Genomic DNA, 16935 nt, shown 5'->3' with positions numbered 1-16935 from the left:
TTCTTAACATTTGCGAGAGCGATCGCTCTCCAAATCGCGAAGCCTTAAACCTACGTTGTCCATTCTCAATAAAAGTGGGTTTTTAGCGAGAACAACAAGGGCTAATTTGTCAAGTACGTAATAAATTTGAATCCTTATGACCCTTGCAAAATAGAGGTTTCAAGATTGTTAAGAATTTTGTGGGTAATGGATAGCCGCAAGCGAGGAGGGGAACCGGATTTCCGCTTAAACCTTGTTTTTAGGGCGGGAAACCCTTTCTGGATCAGGATATGTGTACACCGTAGCCCCGCCATAAATGGACGGAGATTATAAGTTCCTCAGTATTCAACCAACACCTTTGATTTCGCGATAACAGCCCATAAAATCAGGTAGCCATATCGCCCATCTCTCGATGTTGTCTGGGTTTCTCTGGATAGGTGCAAGATATGAGCGCCCCAGGAGGGGAAGTCAAAAGTCAAAAGTCAAAAGTATTAAATTCCCTCGCAACGAATGAAACAAACACATTTTTCTTATTTGGCTAAAAGCCTTACGATGATGGTAACAAATTCGTGGCATTATCCGGTCTAAATTCCGTTAAAAGGCTAATAGTTGCGGCATTTTAGTCATTATTAAAAATTACATTTATAATTTTTTTGCTGCTAGTTAAGAATAAGAACAGCGCCAAGTACAAACAGCATTAGAGGCAGGAGTGGAGGAATGCGATTGCTTTTTTTGTCATCTGCCCAATGATTGATTTCTGGGCAGTCCTTGGATTTAGACACGTTGCAATGCCCCAGAACTTCTGAGTTCTGCTAAGGTGGCATTACCAGTACAAAATAAAGCTGTTTCGAGTTCAGCAATCAGAACTTCGACCAACTGATCCACGGCGGCTTCGGAGTTGACGGCGGCTGCTAAAAAAGGTCTGGCTAAACCGGCTACATCTGCTCCTAAAGCGATCGCTTTGGCAATATCCAATCCATTGATGATCCCACCAGAAGCAATCAAAGGAATTGTCGGTGCGATCGCTCTGATAGACTGAAGACACTCTGCGGTTGGTAAACCCCAATCAGCAAAAGTTTGACCCAAACGGCGCTGCTTATGGTCTTGAGCGCGTTGGCTTTCCACTTTGGCCCAAGAAGTTCCCCCAGCACCAGCAACATCAATGGCTGTCACTCCCGCATCAATTAACTTTTGTGCCATTGGCGCAGAAATGCCATTTCCCACTTCTTTGACAACCACAGGAATGGGTAGTTGCTGACAAAGCTGGGCAATTTTAGCCAACAGCCCCCGAAAATTTGTATCTCCCCGTGATTGCACACACTCTTGCAGGGGGTTAAGATGCAGAATTAGCGCATCTGCTTCCAAGGAATTTACCAGGCGCAAGCAATCATCAAGCCCGCAGCCATAATTTAGTTGCACAGCCCCCAAATTTGCTAACAAGAGAATGTCAGGAGCAAAGGAGCGCACAGCAAAGGTAGGAGCTAAATGAGGCTGTTCCAGCACAATTCTTTGTGAACCCACTCCCATTGCTAATCGGTAGCGTTGAGCGACAGTTGCTAAACGAGTATTGACTAACTGCGCCAATTCGGTTCCTCCGGTCATCGAAGAAATCAGCAGGGGAGCGCCAAGATTTTTCCCCAGAAAGGTGGTTTGCAGATTAATATCACTGCGATTGATTTCCGGAAGACAATCATGAGTCAAGCGATAGCGATCAAATCCGCTAGTTACCTGCTGAAACTGGACATCTTCCTCTAAACAGACACGTAGGTGGTCAGCTTTGCGGCTCTCAATTTCAGTTACAGCATTGACTGATGGTACAGTACTAGTCATCTTGATTTCCTTTAGTGAGTGGTTATTGGCAGCTTAACGCGGATAGTCTTGTGACACCTTCAAAGAGTTGTGAGTTTGATAAATTATTGGCAATGCTTGAGTATTATTAGGATTAATGAAAGTATGAACTGATACGACTTGATTCTTATATTTGAATAAAGTCAGCACAGAACCTATTTTTTGATCAATTCCCCACCAAACTCGATATGCTTCTGTACCGCCAATATTTAATTTTTCTTCTTTGACTGGCATTTCATCACCTAAGCCTACTCCAGAAGCAGACTTGTAATTATTGATTTTTTCATCAAAATTAATATTTTCGACTTTGATATCAGTTTTAACCAAATTTAAAGGCAGTTCCTCACTGTTACCTGTAAGCTTTTGGTTATAAAAAATTACTAACTCTCTACTGCTTCTATCTGCAATCCATGTTGATGGGTAAGAAATCGAATAGGTATTTTTTTCTACATAAGTTTTAAAGTTAGTTGCTGTGTTTGTATTTGTCTTTGGGGCAATAGCAACAGAATTTTTTAGGATCTGTAAAACTGGTGTAGGCAGGATTAAAATTAGGAAAAACAGAATCCAATAAAGTTTGTGAGATTTCATGATTGTTAACTCCTGATTGAATAGTCCATTGGGGAATTGCATGATCAATTTTTGCCATTAGCTTAATAATTTCTTTGATAGCTACAACTCAACAATGATACTCTCCTGATTTTTTCATGAATATTTTATTAGTGAAGCACTACAAAATGGCGATCGCCCATCGCATTGCGTCAGTTGCGTAAGTAAGTGAGCAAGAAAAATTCAATGTATGTCAAGAAATATAAATTATTCGTAGTGGCGTGTTATGCCGTAAGGCTAATACATCCGTTAGCACCCTACCAGATTCAAACCAATGTGGGTGAGAGTTTCTCGACTTGTGTGTACACCGTAGCCGTATATAGCGGGGCTAGGGGAGATCATACCTGCCTAAAATCACAGCCGGTCACTTTTAAAACAACCTCTGAGACAGAATTCCACATCAACAGCCTAAAATACGTAAATCAGGAAAGAGACATTGTATTCTTAGATCATCTTGTGCGATCTGCACTGACTCAGCCTAAGAGGAATATTTTATGCCTGTCAATCCCACCTATCCAGGTGTTTACATTGAGGAAATTTCCAGTGGAGTCCGCACCATTACAGGGGTTTCTACCTCAATTACAGCATTTGTTGGCTACACACCCAGAGGCACATTAAATAAAGCTGTCCGCATCTTCAATTTTGGCGATTTTGAACGTGCATTTGGTGGATTACACCCAGATAGCGAAATCAGCTATTCTATACAGCAATTCTTTTTGAATGGTGGTAGTGATGCTTATGTCGTGCGTGTCGCCCAAGGTGCTAGTCAAGCCAGTCAAATACTCAAGTATGGAACTGGTGAAGATGACAATGCGTTGACAGTGAAAGCTGCTAACGGCGGGAAGTGGGGTGAAGACTTATTTGTGAAAGTAGAACACGTTCCTGATTCTCCAACTACCTTTAACCTCACAGTCACCCGTCAGGTACAACAAGGGAACAGTGCTGATCGTGTTCCTGTAGAAATTGAAAAATTTCTCAACCTGAGTATGGATAGCAAATCTGCTAAATACGCACCAGATGTGGTAAATAGTGATTCTCAGCTGATTCGTCTAGAAATTCCCATAGAAAGCAGTGATAACGAGATTCGGCCATTAGAGACATCGACACAATTGACAAATGGTGCAGATGGTACTAAACCTAGCGCCAATGATATCTTAGGTGAATCTGATGCCAAAACCGGGATATATGCGTTGCGTGATGTGGATTTGTTTAATCTGTTAGTGATTCCAGAAACCACTACACTATCTGAAACTGCTGGTAAAGATGTGATTCAGAAAGCAGTCCAATTTTGTGCAGAACAACGGGCATTTTATATTATTGACCCCCCACCCTCAAAAGGTTTTACTGAGATTGGTGATTGGGCTGTAGGCGCTAGTAAAGATAAAAATGCGGCTATCTTCTTTCCGCGAATTTTGGCAGCTGATCCCAAGAAAGATTTCCGTCTACGGGACTTTCCCGCTTCAGGGGCGATCGCAGGCATATTTTCTCGCACAGATAGCGAGCGCGGTGTATGGAAAGCACCAGCAGGTATTGAAGCTGTCATCCGTGGCGCTCAAGGCCTCAGCTACACTTTAACAGATCCCGAAAATGGGGTTCTGAATCCTTTGGGGATTAATTGCTTACGCACATTTCCCACATACGGAACCATAGTTTGGGGAGCGCGGACTCGTCAAGGCGCTGATCAAGATGCTTCAGAATGGAAATATATTCCCGTCAGACGGTTGGCTTTGTTCTTAGAAGAAAGTCTTTATCGTGGGACTCAATGGGTGGTATTTGAACCCAACGACGAACCACTATGGGCGCAGATTCGCTTGAATCTAGGCGCGTTTATGAATAATTTATTTCGCCAAGGAGCTTTTCAGGGTAAGTCCCCCAAAGAAGCATATTTTGTGAAATGTGACAGTGAAACAACCACGCAAAATGATATCAATCTGGGCATTGTTAATATCGTCGTCGGTTATGCACCCTTGAAACCAGCAGAATTTGTTATTCTCAAATTTCAGCAGATGGCTGGGCAAATTGCTGTTTAAATTAGGGAAAAATTAGGTTTTCTTGACACCTGTAGTTATCTTATCTGATTGGTTAAATTTAATTTTTTTATCTAACCACAGAGCCGCAGAGAACGCAGAGAGATAGAAAAGAGAGGTTTTCCCGAATGCTTGAGGACTGCTGTATTGTCCGCACAAATAAATTAACCATATTTGATTGAGGTTATCATGGCTCAGTTTAGTGTAAATGCCCAGCGTTTCGACCCTTATAAAAATTTTAAATTTCGTGTCAAGTGGGATGGTAGGTATGTAGCTGGAATTAGCAAGGTTGGAGCTTTGAAACGCACTACAGAAGTAGTCACCCATCGCGAAGGCGGCGACCCCAGTAGCCCTCGTGTGTCACCAGGACAAACCAAATACGAAGCGATTACTTTAGAAAGGGGTGTTACCCACGATAAAGATTTTGAACAGTGGGCGAATAAAGTTTGGAATTATGGTTCTGGCTTGGGTTCTGAAGTTTCCCTGAAAGATTTTCGTAAGGACATCATTATAGAGGTGATGAATGAAACTGGACAAGTGGCGATCGCCTATAAAGTCTTTCGTTGCTGGGTATCAGAATTTCAATCCTTACCTGAACTTGATGCAAGTGCGAATGCTATAGCCATCCAAACCATTCAACTCCAAAACGAAGGCTGGGAACGTGACTATGATGTTTCCGAACCCACAGAGCCAAGTTTCTTAGAACCTGCTTAATTGGAGGCAGGGGGCAGGGGGCAGGGTGCAGGGTGCAGAAGAAAAATACATACTCTTCCCATCTCTCTCATTCTCCTCATTTCCCCTATCCCTAAAACTGGTAGAAATTATGCATTTGTTGCCGCTCAAAACTGGTAGAAATTATGCGTTCGTTGTCCGCCCAAAATATGCTCCAAATTTGGGAAACTGGTCAGAATCAGCATCCTATAGATAGAGCCATGACCATGCTGAGTTTTGCTTACCCAGAAAAATCGGTAGATGAGTTAGCATCACTAAGTATTGGACAACGAGACACATCTTTATTAACACTCAGAGAAATCACCCTTGGTGACAAAATGGAAAGTTATGCTGAGTGTCCTCAATGTGCTGAACGCTTGGAATTTACAGTTAATGTCGCAGATATTCGCCTGACTGAACCAATACCAGCAATCAACCAGGAATATCTGCTCACCTCTGGGAATTTACAACTGCGGTTTCGTCTACCTAACAGTAAGGATTTAGCTGCTGTGGTGGGCTATCAAGATGTGAACAAAGCCCGCTATTTAATTGGACAGCGTTGTGTATTAGAAGTTAATCGTGATGGAGTTGCTCTTGATGACAAAGAATTATCTCCTGATTTGATGACTTTGTTAGCACAGCAGATGGCTGAATGTGACCCCCAAGCAGAAATATTATTAAATCTCACCTGTCCGGCTTGCAATCATCACTGGCAAATTTTATTTGATATAGTCGCATTTTTTTGGAGTGAAATTAGCGTTCAAGCCAAGCGCTTGCTGCGTGAAGTTCATACACTGGCACGATTTTATGGTTGGAGGGAAGCCGATATCCTCGCTATGAGCGCAGTTAGAAGACAGTTTTATTTAGATTTAGCTGGTTGATTTTTGGCAATACAATGGCTGACTTTCTCACTACATTGGCTACACGCACTCTAGGTTTAACCCCAGTAATGCAACCCATGATTGCTTCTATATTTACTGCGGGGGAGGTGGGGGAAATTTATCCCGCTTCTACTTCCGAGGTTCTACCTTCTGTGTTCGGTGAATTCCAGCAACAGGAATCTAATCATGAGTCTTTTAGCTTAGAATATACGCCATCACTCGAAATACTAAGGACTGATGAAATATCTATCTCACCAAAACAGTTAGAAAATCATGTATTGCAGTCTCTTGATGAACAGCTTTTAGTTAGTAATCAACCGACTTCCGAATCTGAGATGAAATCAACTTTAGTTAATTATGAAAAAACCGCACCTATTCGAGTTCAACCCGTAATTAATCAGTTAAATTCAATTCCAGAAATAGATGAAATTTCCTCTGTATTTCCTCCCGATTCCCCAGAAAGACTACAAAATACCCAGGCGAAAATATCAGTTAATCCTGTTACAGCATCTTCGGTAAATAAAATATCTGAAATTGAATCTACACAAGTTTTTACTGGTAATCAGCCGACTGCAAAATCTGAAGTTAAATCAACTTTAGTTAATTCGGATAAAATCACACCTATTGGAGTTGAAGGCGTAGTTAATCAGTTAAATTCAATTCCAGAGATAGATGAAATTCCCCCTGTATTTCTGATAGATTCCCCTGAAAGACCACAAAACACCACGGCGGAAATATCAGTTAATCCTGTTACACCACCGTCTATAAATCAAATATCAGAAATTGATTCTATACAGCTTCAAGCGACTTCAGAATCTGAGATGAAACCAAGGTTAGTAAATTCGGAAAAAATTGCACCTATTCGAGTTGAATCTTTAAACAACAAAGATAAAAATAGGGTAAATAATTATATACAAAATAATCTCATGATGGAAGCCAACACCTCTGTATCTCTTGATTCTATATTAACTGAACCTGAGAAATCACCTGAGTTGATTACTGATAGTCGAATATCCCAAAATATTGACATTCCAGATATTGTGATCCCTCAAAACACGTTGGAGTCGGCTAGTCTATCACAAAAAACAGCATCAAAAATTAAACCTATTGTTATGACTCACCCCTCTTCTGTTTATCCCCAGTGGGAATTAGAATCTAGGCAATCTGAACGAGGAAATCAGCCCGAACCTGTACCAGCAACACCAACGCCGACAATTCAAGTCAGTATTGGTCGGGTCGAAGTGCGGGTGAGTAATCAAAGTACATCCCCGAAAACTAGTCATAAATCGACTCGCAAAGAACCAGGGCTGTCTCTGCAAGACTATTTAAAACAACGCCAAGGAGAAAAATCATGAGCAACTCTTTAGCGATCGCAGCTGTCACTACTACTATACGCAATTTACTGGCACGCAGCATTACAGAAGAACTTGGAAGCGGTATTGTTACCACTCGTCCCCCTGATAAAGCCCGTAATGACGCAGATAACACCAATCAAATTAATATTTTTTTGTATCAAACTTTGCCGAATCCAGCTTGGCGAAATATGGATTTACCCAGCCGAGTTAGACCAGGCGAAACGGGACATTTTCCCTTAGCATTGAATTTGTATTACCTCATTACGGCTTACGCTCAGGATAACGAAGATATAATTAGTCACCGCCTTTTAGGTGAAGTCATGCGTATTCTCCACGATTACGCCGTTCTCAACCCGGCTGATATTCGCAACGCTTTACCAGAAAGCGATTTGCACAATCAAATAGAACGGGTGAAAATTACACCCCAAAATCTCAATTTAGAAGAAATTTCCAAACTTTGGATCAGTTTTCAAACTCAATATCGCATTACTGTGGCTTATGAAGTTTCGGTAGTTTTAATTGATAGTAGTCTTCCTGTGAGGACTCCTTTACCTGTGTTAACACGGGGATCTGATGATCAAGGGATTTTGGCACAAGCTAGTTTGTTACCACCTTTTCCTACCCTGCAAGCAGTGCAACCACCCCATCAACAGCCTAGTGTGCGATTAGGCGAAAGCTTGATTTTAAAGGGTTATCATCTCCAAAGTGAAGGTAATATTATTGTCCGATTTGTGCATTCGCGTTTACCAATATCGCGTGATTTGATTCCACAACCAGGAGCTAATAATACAGAAATAAGCGTAGAAATACCTGGAGAAAATCAAGATTGGCTCGCCGGGTTTTACACTGTGATGGTTCTGCTGCAACAAGACGGACAACAGCGAGTCACAAATACACTGTCGTTTTCTTTAGCCCCGAAAATCCCACAATTTGAGATTAACAACAGCATATTAACTCTGACTTGTCAACCCCAAGTTTGGCCAGAACAACGGATAGTTTTGCTGATCGGCGATCGCGAACTTCTGCCCCAAAATATTACCCAAAAAACTGATACTTTAACCTTCAATATCAGCAATATTCCCCCTGGTGAATACTTTCTCCGGTTACGAGTCGATGGGGTGGATAGTTTATTGATTAATCGAGCCGTGCAACCGCCAGTATTTGATCTCAGTCAACGGGTGCAAGTATTATGACAGAGTATAGTTCCTGGCAAGAAAGAAATGGGGCATACTTGGCTGTGTCTTTAACTTGGTTGCGATCGCGGCTGAAGTCACAATCAACAACTCAGGAAGACATTGACAAAGCAGCGAAAATCATGGCGGAATTAGCAGAGATAGCACCGCCCCCAGCCTTAATTATACTCAGTCATATATTTGGATTATCAGCTTTTGAGCGATCGCTACTTTTACTCTGTGCAGGAATGGAATTTGCCACAGACATTGCTCAATTATGTGCTGAAGCTCAAGATAATCCTCAGCGTCCCTATCCTACCTTTGCCCTGGCTCTCAGTTGCCTTGATCATGTAGCTTGGGATGTAGTCTTACCAAATCGGCCGCTGCGTTATTGGCAATTGTTAGAAATTCATCAGTCGAATATTCAACCCCTAACTACCAGTCCCCTCAGAGCAGATGAGCGCATTGTTAACTATATCAAAGGAGTTAATTATCTTGACGATCGCCTATCTAAAATCGTTTTACCCCTGAATCCTTGGTCAGGACAGGATGAGATTTTGCCGTTACCCCCATCTCAACAAAGAATAGCAGATGCGATCGCTCTCCAAATCAACCAAAGCATACAACAGCAACACTTCCCCATCTTCCAGTTATCAGGTATTGATACCCAGAGCAAACAAACTGTAACTTGGCAAGTTTGTCAAGAATTAGAACTGCAACTATATCGTCTCCCTGTGGAACTACTGCCCACCCAAAGCACTGAATTAGCAAATTTTGCGCGGTTGTGGCAGCGAGAAAGCAGATTATTACCACTGGCTTTGTATATCGATGTGCAAGGGATAGATGAGAAAACGGGAAGTACCGCACTACGGCAATTTTTAACTCACAACGAAGGCATCATTTTTTTAGATATCCGCGATACGGGATTTTCTCTAGAACTTCCCACAGTCACATTTGACATCGCCAAACCTACCCCAACAGAACAGCAACAAGCGTGGGAATTAACATTAGAACCCCAAGCCGATGGATATGCAACCCAATTAGCCAATCAATTTCACCTGAATTTCGTAGAAATCGCCAAAATTGCCAAATCTGCCTCACATTCCCACCATCAACTGTGGAATGATTGCCTAGCCAGCACTCGCCCCCGGTTAGATACCCTTGCCCAACGCCTAGAAATCAAAGCCACTTGGTCAGATATTGTCCTCCCTGATGAAGAATTAGATTTACTGCACCAAATAGCCGACCAAGTGCGACAAAGAAGTATAGTTTATGACCAATGGGGATTTCGGGAACGAATGAACCGGGGAATGGGAATCAGTGTGATGTTTGCTGGGGAAAGTGGCACAGGAAAGACAATGGCCGCCGAAGTCATAGCCAATGACTTGCAGTTGAACCTTTACCGTATAGACCTTTCCGCAGTAGTCAGTAAGTATATTGGGGAAACTGAGAAAAACCTCCGCAGGTTATTTGATGCAGCCGAAGACGGGGGAGCAATTCTGTTTTTTGATGAAGCTGATGCATTGTTTGGTAAACGCAGCGAAGTTAAAGATAGTCATGACAGATATGCGAATATAGAAATTAACTACTTATTACAAAGATTAGAAGCTTATCGCGGTTTAGCTATTTTAGCCACCAATATCAAGAGTGCTTTGGATGCAGCCTTTATGCGGCGATTACGGTTTATTGTGAATTTCGTCTTTCCAGGAGTGAATGAACGAAAAGCCATGTGGGAGAAGGTTTTTCCCCCAGAGACACCAACAGAAGAATTGGATTTTAAGAAGTTAGCTAAATTCAATTTAACGGGGGGAAATATCCACAACATCGCTGTGAATGCGGCTTTTTTAGCAGCCCAAGCCGGAACACCTGTGACAATGAAAATAGTATTGTCAGCTGCCAGGACAGAGTTTCGCAAATTAGAACGACCGATTAATGAAGCGGATTTTTCTTAATATGTACTCTAGAAACCTTAAAAATAGAATTCGGGGAACAATACCGGAAATAGAAGAAAATGCTAGAAAATTAAGACAAAATTTGACCCAGGCTGAAGCGCGTTTATGGTCAGCACTACGAAACAAGCAACTGAATGGGTTACGTTTTCGTTGTCAGCATCCTGTAGGCAATTTTATTTTAGATTTTTATTGTCCTGCTTGTAAATTAGTTGTGGAAGTTGATGGAGAAATTCACGCCAGTCGGGCAGAATATGATCAGTCAAGGACGGCGAAATTAGGGGAATATGGGTATCAAGTTCTCAGATTCAGCAATGAAGAGGTGATGCATGATTTGCCGAAAGTTTTGGATAAAATTAGATGTTTTGTTCTTTCGTCCACAACTTGAATTTAGCCCCCCTAGCCCCCCAAGTTTGGGGGGAACTAGAATGGAAATGTTACCTTTAATAAATTGTCATATATTTGCCCCCCTAGCCCTTCCAAGTCTGGGAGGAACCAGAATGGAACTTGCGCCTTTAATAAATTACCAAGTATCTTTGCCAAATCAGGCGGAAAGAAAGATATCAAAGTCCCCCATACTTGGGGGATTTAGGGGGCTTTATATGAAACTTTCATCTTTAATAAATTACCAAGCATATTTGCCAAATCAGGCGGAAGGAAAGATACCAAAGTCCCCCAAGTATGGGGAATTTAGGGGGCGTTAGATATAGTTCAAAACCAGAGAAAAAATTAAGTAAAAGAGTCTTGTGTTCGGGAGCGCTTTTTATATGAATATTAATCTGCAAATTGACCGGATAATTTTAGAGGGAGTAGACCTTTCACTCCGTCAGCGTCGCCAATTGCAAGCGGCTATAGAAACTGAATTATCTCGGCTGATGACAGTAAACGGTGTACCTGCGAGTTTGCAAAATGGCGGTAATATTCCTAAGTTACCTGCAAGTTTAAATATTACAAATAATTCCCAACCCACTTTGATGGGAGAGCAAATTGCCCAATCTATATATACAGGACTTAATCAATGAATCGCCAACAAGTTACACAGAATCAAACACCCTCTAAGAGTGATACACCTTTAGTCAGTGGGATTTTACAACGTGCTGCTGTGCATTCTCCAGACGCAGAATCATCCCACTATAGCGAGTCAAGTTTCCATAAAGACTTTAGCCGAGTCCCAGTTACGGGTACAGAAGCAGTAATGCAGGCAAAATCATCGGGAACTGGGGAAGAGAGATCAAATAAAACCGGACTACCTGATTCCCTGAAAGCCGGGATAGAAAACCTCTCTGGTATGGCTATGGATGATGTGAGAGTACATTACAATTCCTCTAAACCTCCCCAGTTACAAGCGTTGGCATATACCCAAGGGACAGATATTCATGTTGCGCCAGGACAAGAAAAGCATTTACCCCATGAAGCTTGGCACGTTGTCCAGCAGAAGCAGGGACGGGTAAAGCCGACGATACAGGCTAAGGGTATGGCGATTAATGATAATCAGGGGTTGGAGAGAGAAGCTGATGTGATGGGGGCTAAGGCATTACAATCAGATGTTTCCACCACTCAATTACGAAAATCGGCCCCTTCTGCATCTACGCTACAGCTCAAAGAAACCAGCTTTCCAGAGAATACAGAAGAAGAATTAAAGGAAATGGGCGTGTTGCAGCGAAAAGCTCAATCCAGTACAATTCAGTTCAGAGGCGGAGCAGTTGTTGGAACATTAAAAATTAAATCTTCTGATGTTGGCTCTTCTTTAATTTCCGGACACGCCTGGTTGTCCTACACTCCTGTTGGAGGTAGTGAAGAAACTCATGGTACTTGGGGGAATCAAGATCCAATCGGCTATTATTCAGATAAAGAAGTAGGAAGAGCAGCTGCGGCAGAAAGAGCGACTAATTTAGATGCTACCGATTTGGGCAATCTAAACGGTTATATTGTGGGTAATAACAGATGGTCATACATAAATAATTGTGCCTCCTTTGCAGCGCGAGGATGGAAGACAGTAACTAACGAAAGCCTCGCATATAAATCATTAGGTATTCCTAATCCCAGTGCATTGGGTGTAGGTATAGTAGCGGCAAACGGAGGCACAGCAGGTGTGCTGCCGGCGGATAGGGGAAGCAGTGTAAACACTATTAGTAGTACATCGAGCAGCAGTATAGGTATCTCCAGTAACACAGTAAACAGCGCGATTGGTAGCGGTAGCATAGGTGGCAGCTTTAGCACAAGTTCGGGAAGACCAAGTATATAGTCAGGTTTTTAGTTATGGATAATTTCATCGGAATTTTCCTCAGAAGATTAGAGCGTGTCGGCATATTTGTGGGCAATGAAGGAGTTTATCTCAACGAGTTACGAGAAAGACCAACTTTTGTTTTAGAAGGTACTCATCTCACTATAGAAACCGCACATAGCATGAGAAATTCTGCAAAAGAAATTTATAAATTGGAGTTGGAGTTCAAAGAGGGTAAATTCTTAATTCGGGCATTTCAAAAATTGGTTAGCCAAACAGTCCCAAAAAAGTATCGCCAAGAATTTTCAATATCCGAACAGTCGAAAAACTCTATTTCCCATGACTTTGAGTTTTACTGGGTAGATCCAGATAATACATTGCATCTACTTGAAATGTCCGAGACAAAATAATCAGTGCAGGAAGTGCGATCGCCTTTCGGATGAAGATGGGCCACTACAAGGTTCACCAGACTGGTTAATTGAAATTCGCTCCCCCGACCAAAGCACCATAGAACTACAAAACAAAATCCTGCACTGCTTAAGTAACGGGACACAGCTTGCTTGGTTCATTGATATTCAGCGAAAGCAAATCTGGGTTTGGGAAAATCAAGAGTTACCATTAGTTTATTCTGAAACTGACACACTCCCCACCCTGGGCAACATCTCAGAATTGACTGTGGAAACTGCGATCGCAATGACTCAGCAACGATAATTTATGCACAAGTGCGATCGCTCTTTGATTTAAACAACTGCATAGCCTGTATATTCGCGCATTTCAGGAGCTTGAAACCCCAGCACAATATCTTCCTTCGCAACCCCTCGATCCACAAGTTCCTGAGCCACTCTCATTTCCGTCATATTTTGCTGTATCCAAATCTTTCCCTCCTGAATATCTAAATGTAAAACACAACCATAAACCCGCCGATGGCCATCCCATCCCACATTCATGACTTGGTAATGGTCTTGTTTGGTATCAAAAACCGTGTAGCAATCAATCAATCCATTGGCAATTGGGATGGCAGCATAAGCAGTCAACAACGACTGAATTATATTGCGATAAGTCTCTATGGTATCTATTGCAGAATTACCTCTTGAATGGGGTCATAAATGATAAGTTTAAATTTTATTTCTCCTCTGCACCCTGAATTTACTTTGATTCTGTTTTAGATATCAATGCTTTGACTTCTGGAGTTCTCATTAATTCCTGACGTTTAACCTCAGACCAATTTACCAACCATGCAATTGGTCGTTGCACCAAAATATCAAGGGTTGTAGAAAAAAGCGTCTCAGGTGATACTTGGGCTGTTTCCAACCAGTAGCGAAAGTCTTTGCCACTGCGGTAAGCTACACTCCACAACCAGACGACAACCACCACAAAGAACAGACTCACTAAAAAAAGTAGTCTCCCGGCTTGCTGGAGCAATTTCCAAGTTTTGATTGCAGCTTGTTTGAAAGTCAACGTTGTCTCTTTATCAGACAAGGTTTGCCATAATTCAATGGCTTGATAGTTAATCGGGTTAGGGTTCATGGGTTTTGTAAGTGCTGAATCAGGGATAATTTAATTTATACTCTGCTCTGCCTTTCTCACCTTGACTGTGGCTGGTGAGGGTAAGAGTAATTTTTTTTATAATATTTACGATCAGATTTTACTCGAAAATGGCAAGATTTGTCGCCAAATATCAGCTTAAGGAAACAATTTGTATCAGTTTAGCAAGTTCACATATTTGTAGTGTTTTCCGGCGCTCAAAGCATAAAACATCACATAATTTTGATAAATCTCGATATGATGTCATGAATTAACGTTAACTATCTAGTCAAGATGTTTACAAATCTAGGCTATTTGCTAGCAAAGCGTTATTGTGAATCTTAAAGGTTAAAATTACAAAATTTACAAAAAATGGGAGAGGTAGGAGAAGATTTATCTTTCTCGTGCCTGATGTCTCCTGTAATACAAAAAAACCAGTAATGACGACTTTCCCCGGTTCTCCTCGGCTGCTGAAAGGGGCGATTATTGCCCTGTCTCCAACTACCAGTATGGTGATGAATACAGTCATCTTCCAGTACAATCCAGAATCCATCTCACGCACTCTCCAAGTGCAAGCACTGGAAAATGAAGGGGGCGCTCAAAGTGAGTCTCAACGTCTGAAGGGAGCGCCAATTGAAACTATGAAGTTAGATGTAGAACTTGATGCTACTGACCAGTTAGAAAAGCAAGATCCTAACGCTATCTTTTTTGGTATTTACCCCCAACTTTCGGCGTTGGAAGTCATGATTTACCCTAGAAGTAGTCAGGTACAGAGCAATATGACCCGCGCCGGACAGGGACAAATAGAAATTATCCCCCTCGAAGGATTTGTCACTTTGCTGGTTTGGGGATTAAATCGGGTTCTCCCAGTACGCTTAACGGATTTGAATATTACTGAAGAAGCCTATGATGTGAACCTCAACCCGATTCGGGCTAAAGTTTCTTTGGGGTTGCGTGTCCTCAGCTATGATGATTTGCCTTGGGGTCAACGGAGTTCTCGGTTATTTATGAGTTACCAGAAAAATAAGGAACGTCTGGCTATGCTGGGTAGTATTGCTAACTTAGGTAATCTAGTATAAAGGGGAGTAAACGAACCGCCTTGGCGCTAGCCTCTCCCTTTGGGAGAAGACGCAAAGAACGCCAAGGGAAGAGGTTTTATAGGGTTTTTACGTCTGGTTTCTATATTTTTAGCAACTTGAGATGCTTTTATATGTTTGATCATACTAGTCGTTATTACAACTTAGATACAGCCCAATATACTGCTGCTGGTGGGCGTAAAATTGCTTATGCACGCCGTCGCTTTTTGCCCCAGGGTAATAGTTTACCAGTTTTACAGGAGGTGGTGGTTAAACAAGGCGATCGCCTGGATTTAATTACAGCCCAAAGTCTTGGGGTGGCTGAACAGTTTTGGCAGGTGTGTGATGCTAATAATGCTATGAATCCAGATAGTCTGACGGCTGAATTGGGTCAAAGAATCCGTGTACCAGTTCCCCAAGTTTAGGAGTCTGTGATGCCACTGGGTGTTAATTTAACTGTATTAATTGGTGCAAATGTCCCTAAGCCGGCTCCGAGAATGCTGATGGAGGCGTTTCAGCAGGTGGAAGTAACTCACAGTGATGAGAAACCTTCTGGATTTCAGATTAATTTTCAGGTGGGAAGGTCTGGTAAAAGTGACCAAAAAGACTATCAATTGATTAATAATCCTCTGATTCAACCAGGGAATAGAGTAATTTTAATTGTAACTTTAAATGCTTCCGCCCAGGTACTGATGGATGGGATTATTACTCATCAACAATTCTCTCCCAGTATGGAACTCAGTGGTTCTACGTTTACAATCACTGGTGAAGATGTCAGTGTAATGATGGATTTGGAGGAAAAATCCGTAGAACATCCGGCTCAAGATGAAGCAATTATTGTCAATCAAATTATTTCTAGTTATGCCAAGTATGGTTTAATACCCAAGGTTATCAAGCCGCCGTTAGTCGATCGCCCTGCTATTAATGAACGGATACCAGTACAACAAGGTACTGATTTGGAATATCTGCAAAAGTTGGCGCAGCGTTTTGATTATGTCTTTTATTTGACACCAGGGCCAGCTTCTGGAAAAAATACCGCCTATTGGGGGCCGCCGATGCGGAAAACTAACCCACAAAAGGCGTTAACTGTGAATATGGGGACTTATACTAACGTTGAATCAATTAATTTTCAAAATAATGCTTTAGCTCCTATTACTGTAGTTGGTCGGGTTCAAGACCGCAAAACTAATAAAGTTCAGTCGGTACAGGCTAAGAAAAGCGATCGCACTAATCTATCACAACAACCTGCTTTAAATAACCAGAAACTCCTACGTAAAACCCAATTCAGGGAAACTGGAAGGCAAGCTTTGCAAGCTGGGTCTAAGGCTCAGGCAATGGTTGATAGTTCAACAAATAAGGTGTTACAGGTGACAGGTAAACTTAATACAATCCGCTATGGCGATTTATTGGAGTTGCGGGGGGTTGTGGGTTTGCGGGGGGTTGGTCAAACTTATGATGGTCTTTATTATGTGAAATCTGTAACTCATACTTTGAAAAAGGGAGAATATCAACAAAGTTTTACTATTATTCGTGAGGGTTTGGGGACGACTAAACGAGTTTTAAAGGTTTAGTTTTCTCACGCA

18 protein-coding genes are annotated in these 16935 nt (G+C 41.9%); 14 read left to right on the top strand and 4 right to left on the bottom strand.

Annotated features, from left to right (window positions below; translation table 11 throughout):
* Positions 1-753: 753 nt before the first annotated feature.
* Together fni and AACX33_RS22110 are read right to left on the bottom strand one after the other, a co-directional pair.
* Positions 754-1809, bottom strand: a complete 1056-nt coding sequence (gene fni / locus AACX33_RS22115) for a type 2 isopentenyl-diphosphate Delta-isomerase (protein WP_193998921.1) — start codon at positions 1807-1809, stop codon at positions 754-756.
* A 33-nt stretch (positions 1810-1842) separates the two neighbouring features.
* Complete coding sequence (locus AACX33_RS22110; protein ID WP_193998919.1) at positions 1843-2415, bottom strand: PsbP-related protein; 573 nt, start codon at positions 2413-2415, stop codon at positions 1843-1845.
* 512 nt (positions 2416-2927) lie between these two features.
* Between AACX33_RS22110 and AACX33_RS22105 the strand changes: the two genes are divergently transcribed.
* The 11 genes from AACX33_RS22105 (at position 2928) to AACX33_RS22055 (ending at position 13463) form a co-directional block, all read left to right on the top strand.
* Positions 2928-4463 carry a phage tail sheath family protein gene (locus AACX33_RS22105; protein WP_193998917.1) on the top strand — a complete coding sequence of 512 codons (1536 nt, stop codon included), beginning with the start codon at positions 2928-2930 and terminating at the stop codon, positions 4461-4463.
* A 186-nt stretch (positions 4464-4649) separates the two neighbouring features.
* Positions 4650-5174, top strand: coding sequence for a phage tail protein (locus AACX33_RS22100; protein WP_193998915.1), 525 nt, complete (start codon positions 4650-4652; stop codon positions 5172-5174).
* A gap of 143 nt (positions 5175-5317) precedes the next feature.
* Positions 5318-6052 carry a T4 family baseplate hub assembly chaperone gene (locus AACX33_RS22095; RefSeq protein ID WP_193998914.1) on the top strand — a complete coding sequence of 245 codons (735 nt, stop codon included), beginning with the start codon at positions 5318-5320 and terminating at the stop codon, positions 6050-6052.
* 14 nt (positions 6053-6066) lie between these two features.
* Entirely contained in the window at positions 6067-7407 is a 1341-nt protein-coding gene (locus AACX33_RS22090) for a hypothetical protein (protein ID WP_193998913.1), read from the top strand.
* A complete protein-coding gene (locus AACX33_RS22085; protein WP_193998912.1) occupies positions 7404-8600 on the top strand; it encodes a DUF4255 domain-containing protein in 1197 nt (398 codons plus the stop codon). The genes AACX33_RS22090 and AACX33_RS22085 overlap by 4 nt, the downstream gene beginning before the upstream one ends.
* Positions 8597-10531 carry an ATP-binding protein gene (locus AACX33_RS22080; RefSeq protein ID WP_193998911.1) on the top strand — a complete coding sequence of 645 codons (1935 nt, stop codon included), beginning with the start codon at positions 8597-8599 and terminating at the stop codon, positions 10529-10531. The genes AACX33_RS22085 and AACX33_RS22080 overlap by 4 nt, the downstream gene beginning before the upstream one ends.
* Position 10532: 1 nt before the next feature.
* Entirely contained in the window at positions 10533-10916 is a 384-nt protein-coding gene (locus AACX33_RS22075) for an endonuclease domain-containing protein (RefSeq protein ID WP_193998910.1), read from the top strand.
* A 379-nt stretch (positions 10917-11295) separates the two neighbouring features.
* Complete coding sequence (locus AACX33_RS22070) at positions 11296-11550, top strand: hypothetical protein (RefSeq protein ID WP_193998909.1); 255 nt, start codon at positions 11296-11298, stop codon at positions 11548-11550.
* Positions 11547-12773: an eCIS core domain-containing protein gene (locus tag AACX33_RS22065; protein ID WP_193998908.1), complete on the top strand. Its 1227-nt coding sequence runs from the start codon at positions 11547-11549 to the stop codon at positions 12771-12773. The genes AACX33_RS22070 and AACX33_RS22065 overlap by 4 nt, the downstream gene beginning before the upstream one ends.
* Before the next feature lie 14 nt (positions 12774-12787).
* Positions 12788-13162: a hypothetical protein gene (locus tag AACX33_RS22060; RefSeq protein ID WP_193998907.1), complete on the top strand. Its 375-nt coding sequence runs from the start codon at positions 12788-12790 to the stop codon at positions 13160-13162.
* A complete protein-coding gene (locus AACX33_RS22055) occupies positions 13140-13463 on the top strand; it encodes a Uma2 family endonuclease (RefSeq protein WP_227789246.1) in 324 nt (107 codons plus the stop codon). Before AACX33_RS22060 ends, AACX33_RS22055 begins: the two co-directional genes overlap by 23 nt.
* 29 nt (positions 13464-13492) lie before the next feature.
* On the opposite strand, the gene AACX33_RS22050 is transcribed toward AACX33_RS22055, so the two are convergent.
* Together AACX33_RS22050 and AACX33_RS22045 are read right to left on the bottom strand one after the other, a co-directional pair.
* Positions 13493-13819 (bottom strand): XisI protein, encoded by a 327-nt coding sequence (locus tag AACX33_RS22050; RefSeq protein ID WP_445253341.1) that lies wholly within the window; start codon positions 13817-13819, stop codon positions 13493-13495.
* A gap of 79 nt (positions 13820-13898) precedes the next feature.
* The gene (locus AACX33_RS22045; RefSeq protein WP_193998905.1) at positions 13899-14279 is read right to left on the bottom strand and encodes a hypothetical protein; all 381 of its coding nucleotides are present in this window, start codon (positions 14277-14279) and stop codon (positions 13899-13901) included.
* Between the two features lie 437 nt (positions 14280-14716).
* On the opposite strand from AACX33_RS22045, the gene AACX33_RS22040 reads away from it, so the two are divergent.
* From AACX33_RS22040 to AACX33_RS22030, 3 genes are all read left to right on the top strand, one after another.
* Positions 14717-15355 carry a CIS tube protein gene (locus AACX33_RS22040; RefSeq protein ID WP_193998903.1) on the top strand — a complete coding sequence of 213 codons (639 nt, stop codon included), beginning with the start codon at positions 14717-14719 and terminating at the stop codon, positions 15353-15355.
* Positions 15356-15486: 131 nt separating this feature from the next.
* Positions 15487-15777: a hypothetical protein gene (locus tag AACX33_RS22035; protein ID WP_193998901.1), complete on the top strand. Its 291-nt coding sequence runs from the start codon at positions 15487-15489 to the stop codon at positions 15775-15777.
* A gap of 9 nt (positions 15778-15786) precedes the next feature.
* A complete protein-coding gene (locus tag AACX33_RS22030) occupies positions 15787-16923 on the top strand; it encodes a hypothetical protein (RefSeq protein WP_193998899.1) in 1137 nt (378 codons plus the stop codon).
* Positions 16924-16935: the final 12 nt, after the last annotated feature.

This window comes from Nodularia sp. LEGE 04288 (assembly GCF_963896525.1).
GTDB lineage: Bacteria > Cyanobacteriota > Cyanobacteriia > Cyanobacteriales > Nostocaceae > Nodularia.
The sequence above is the reverse complement of the archived record's forward strand: the minus strand, read 5'-3'. Positions and strand labels throughout refer to the sequence as shown.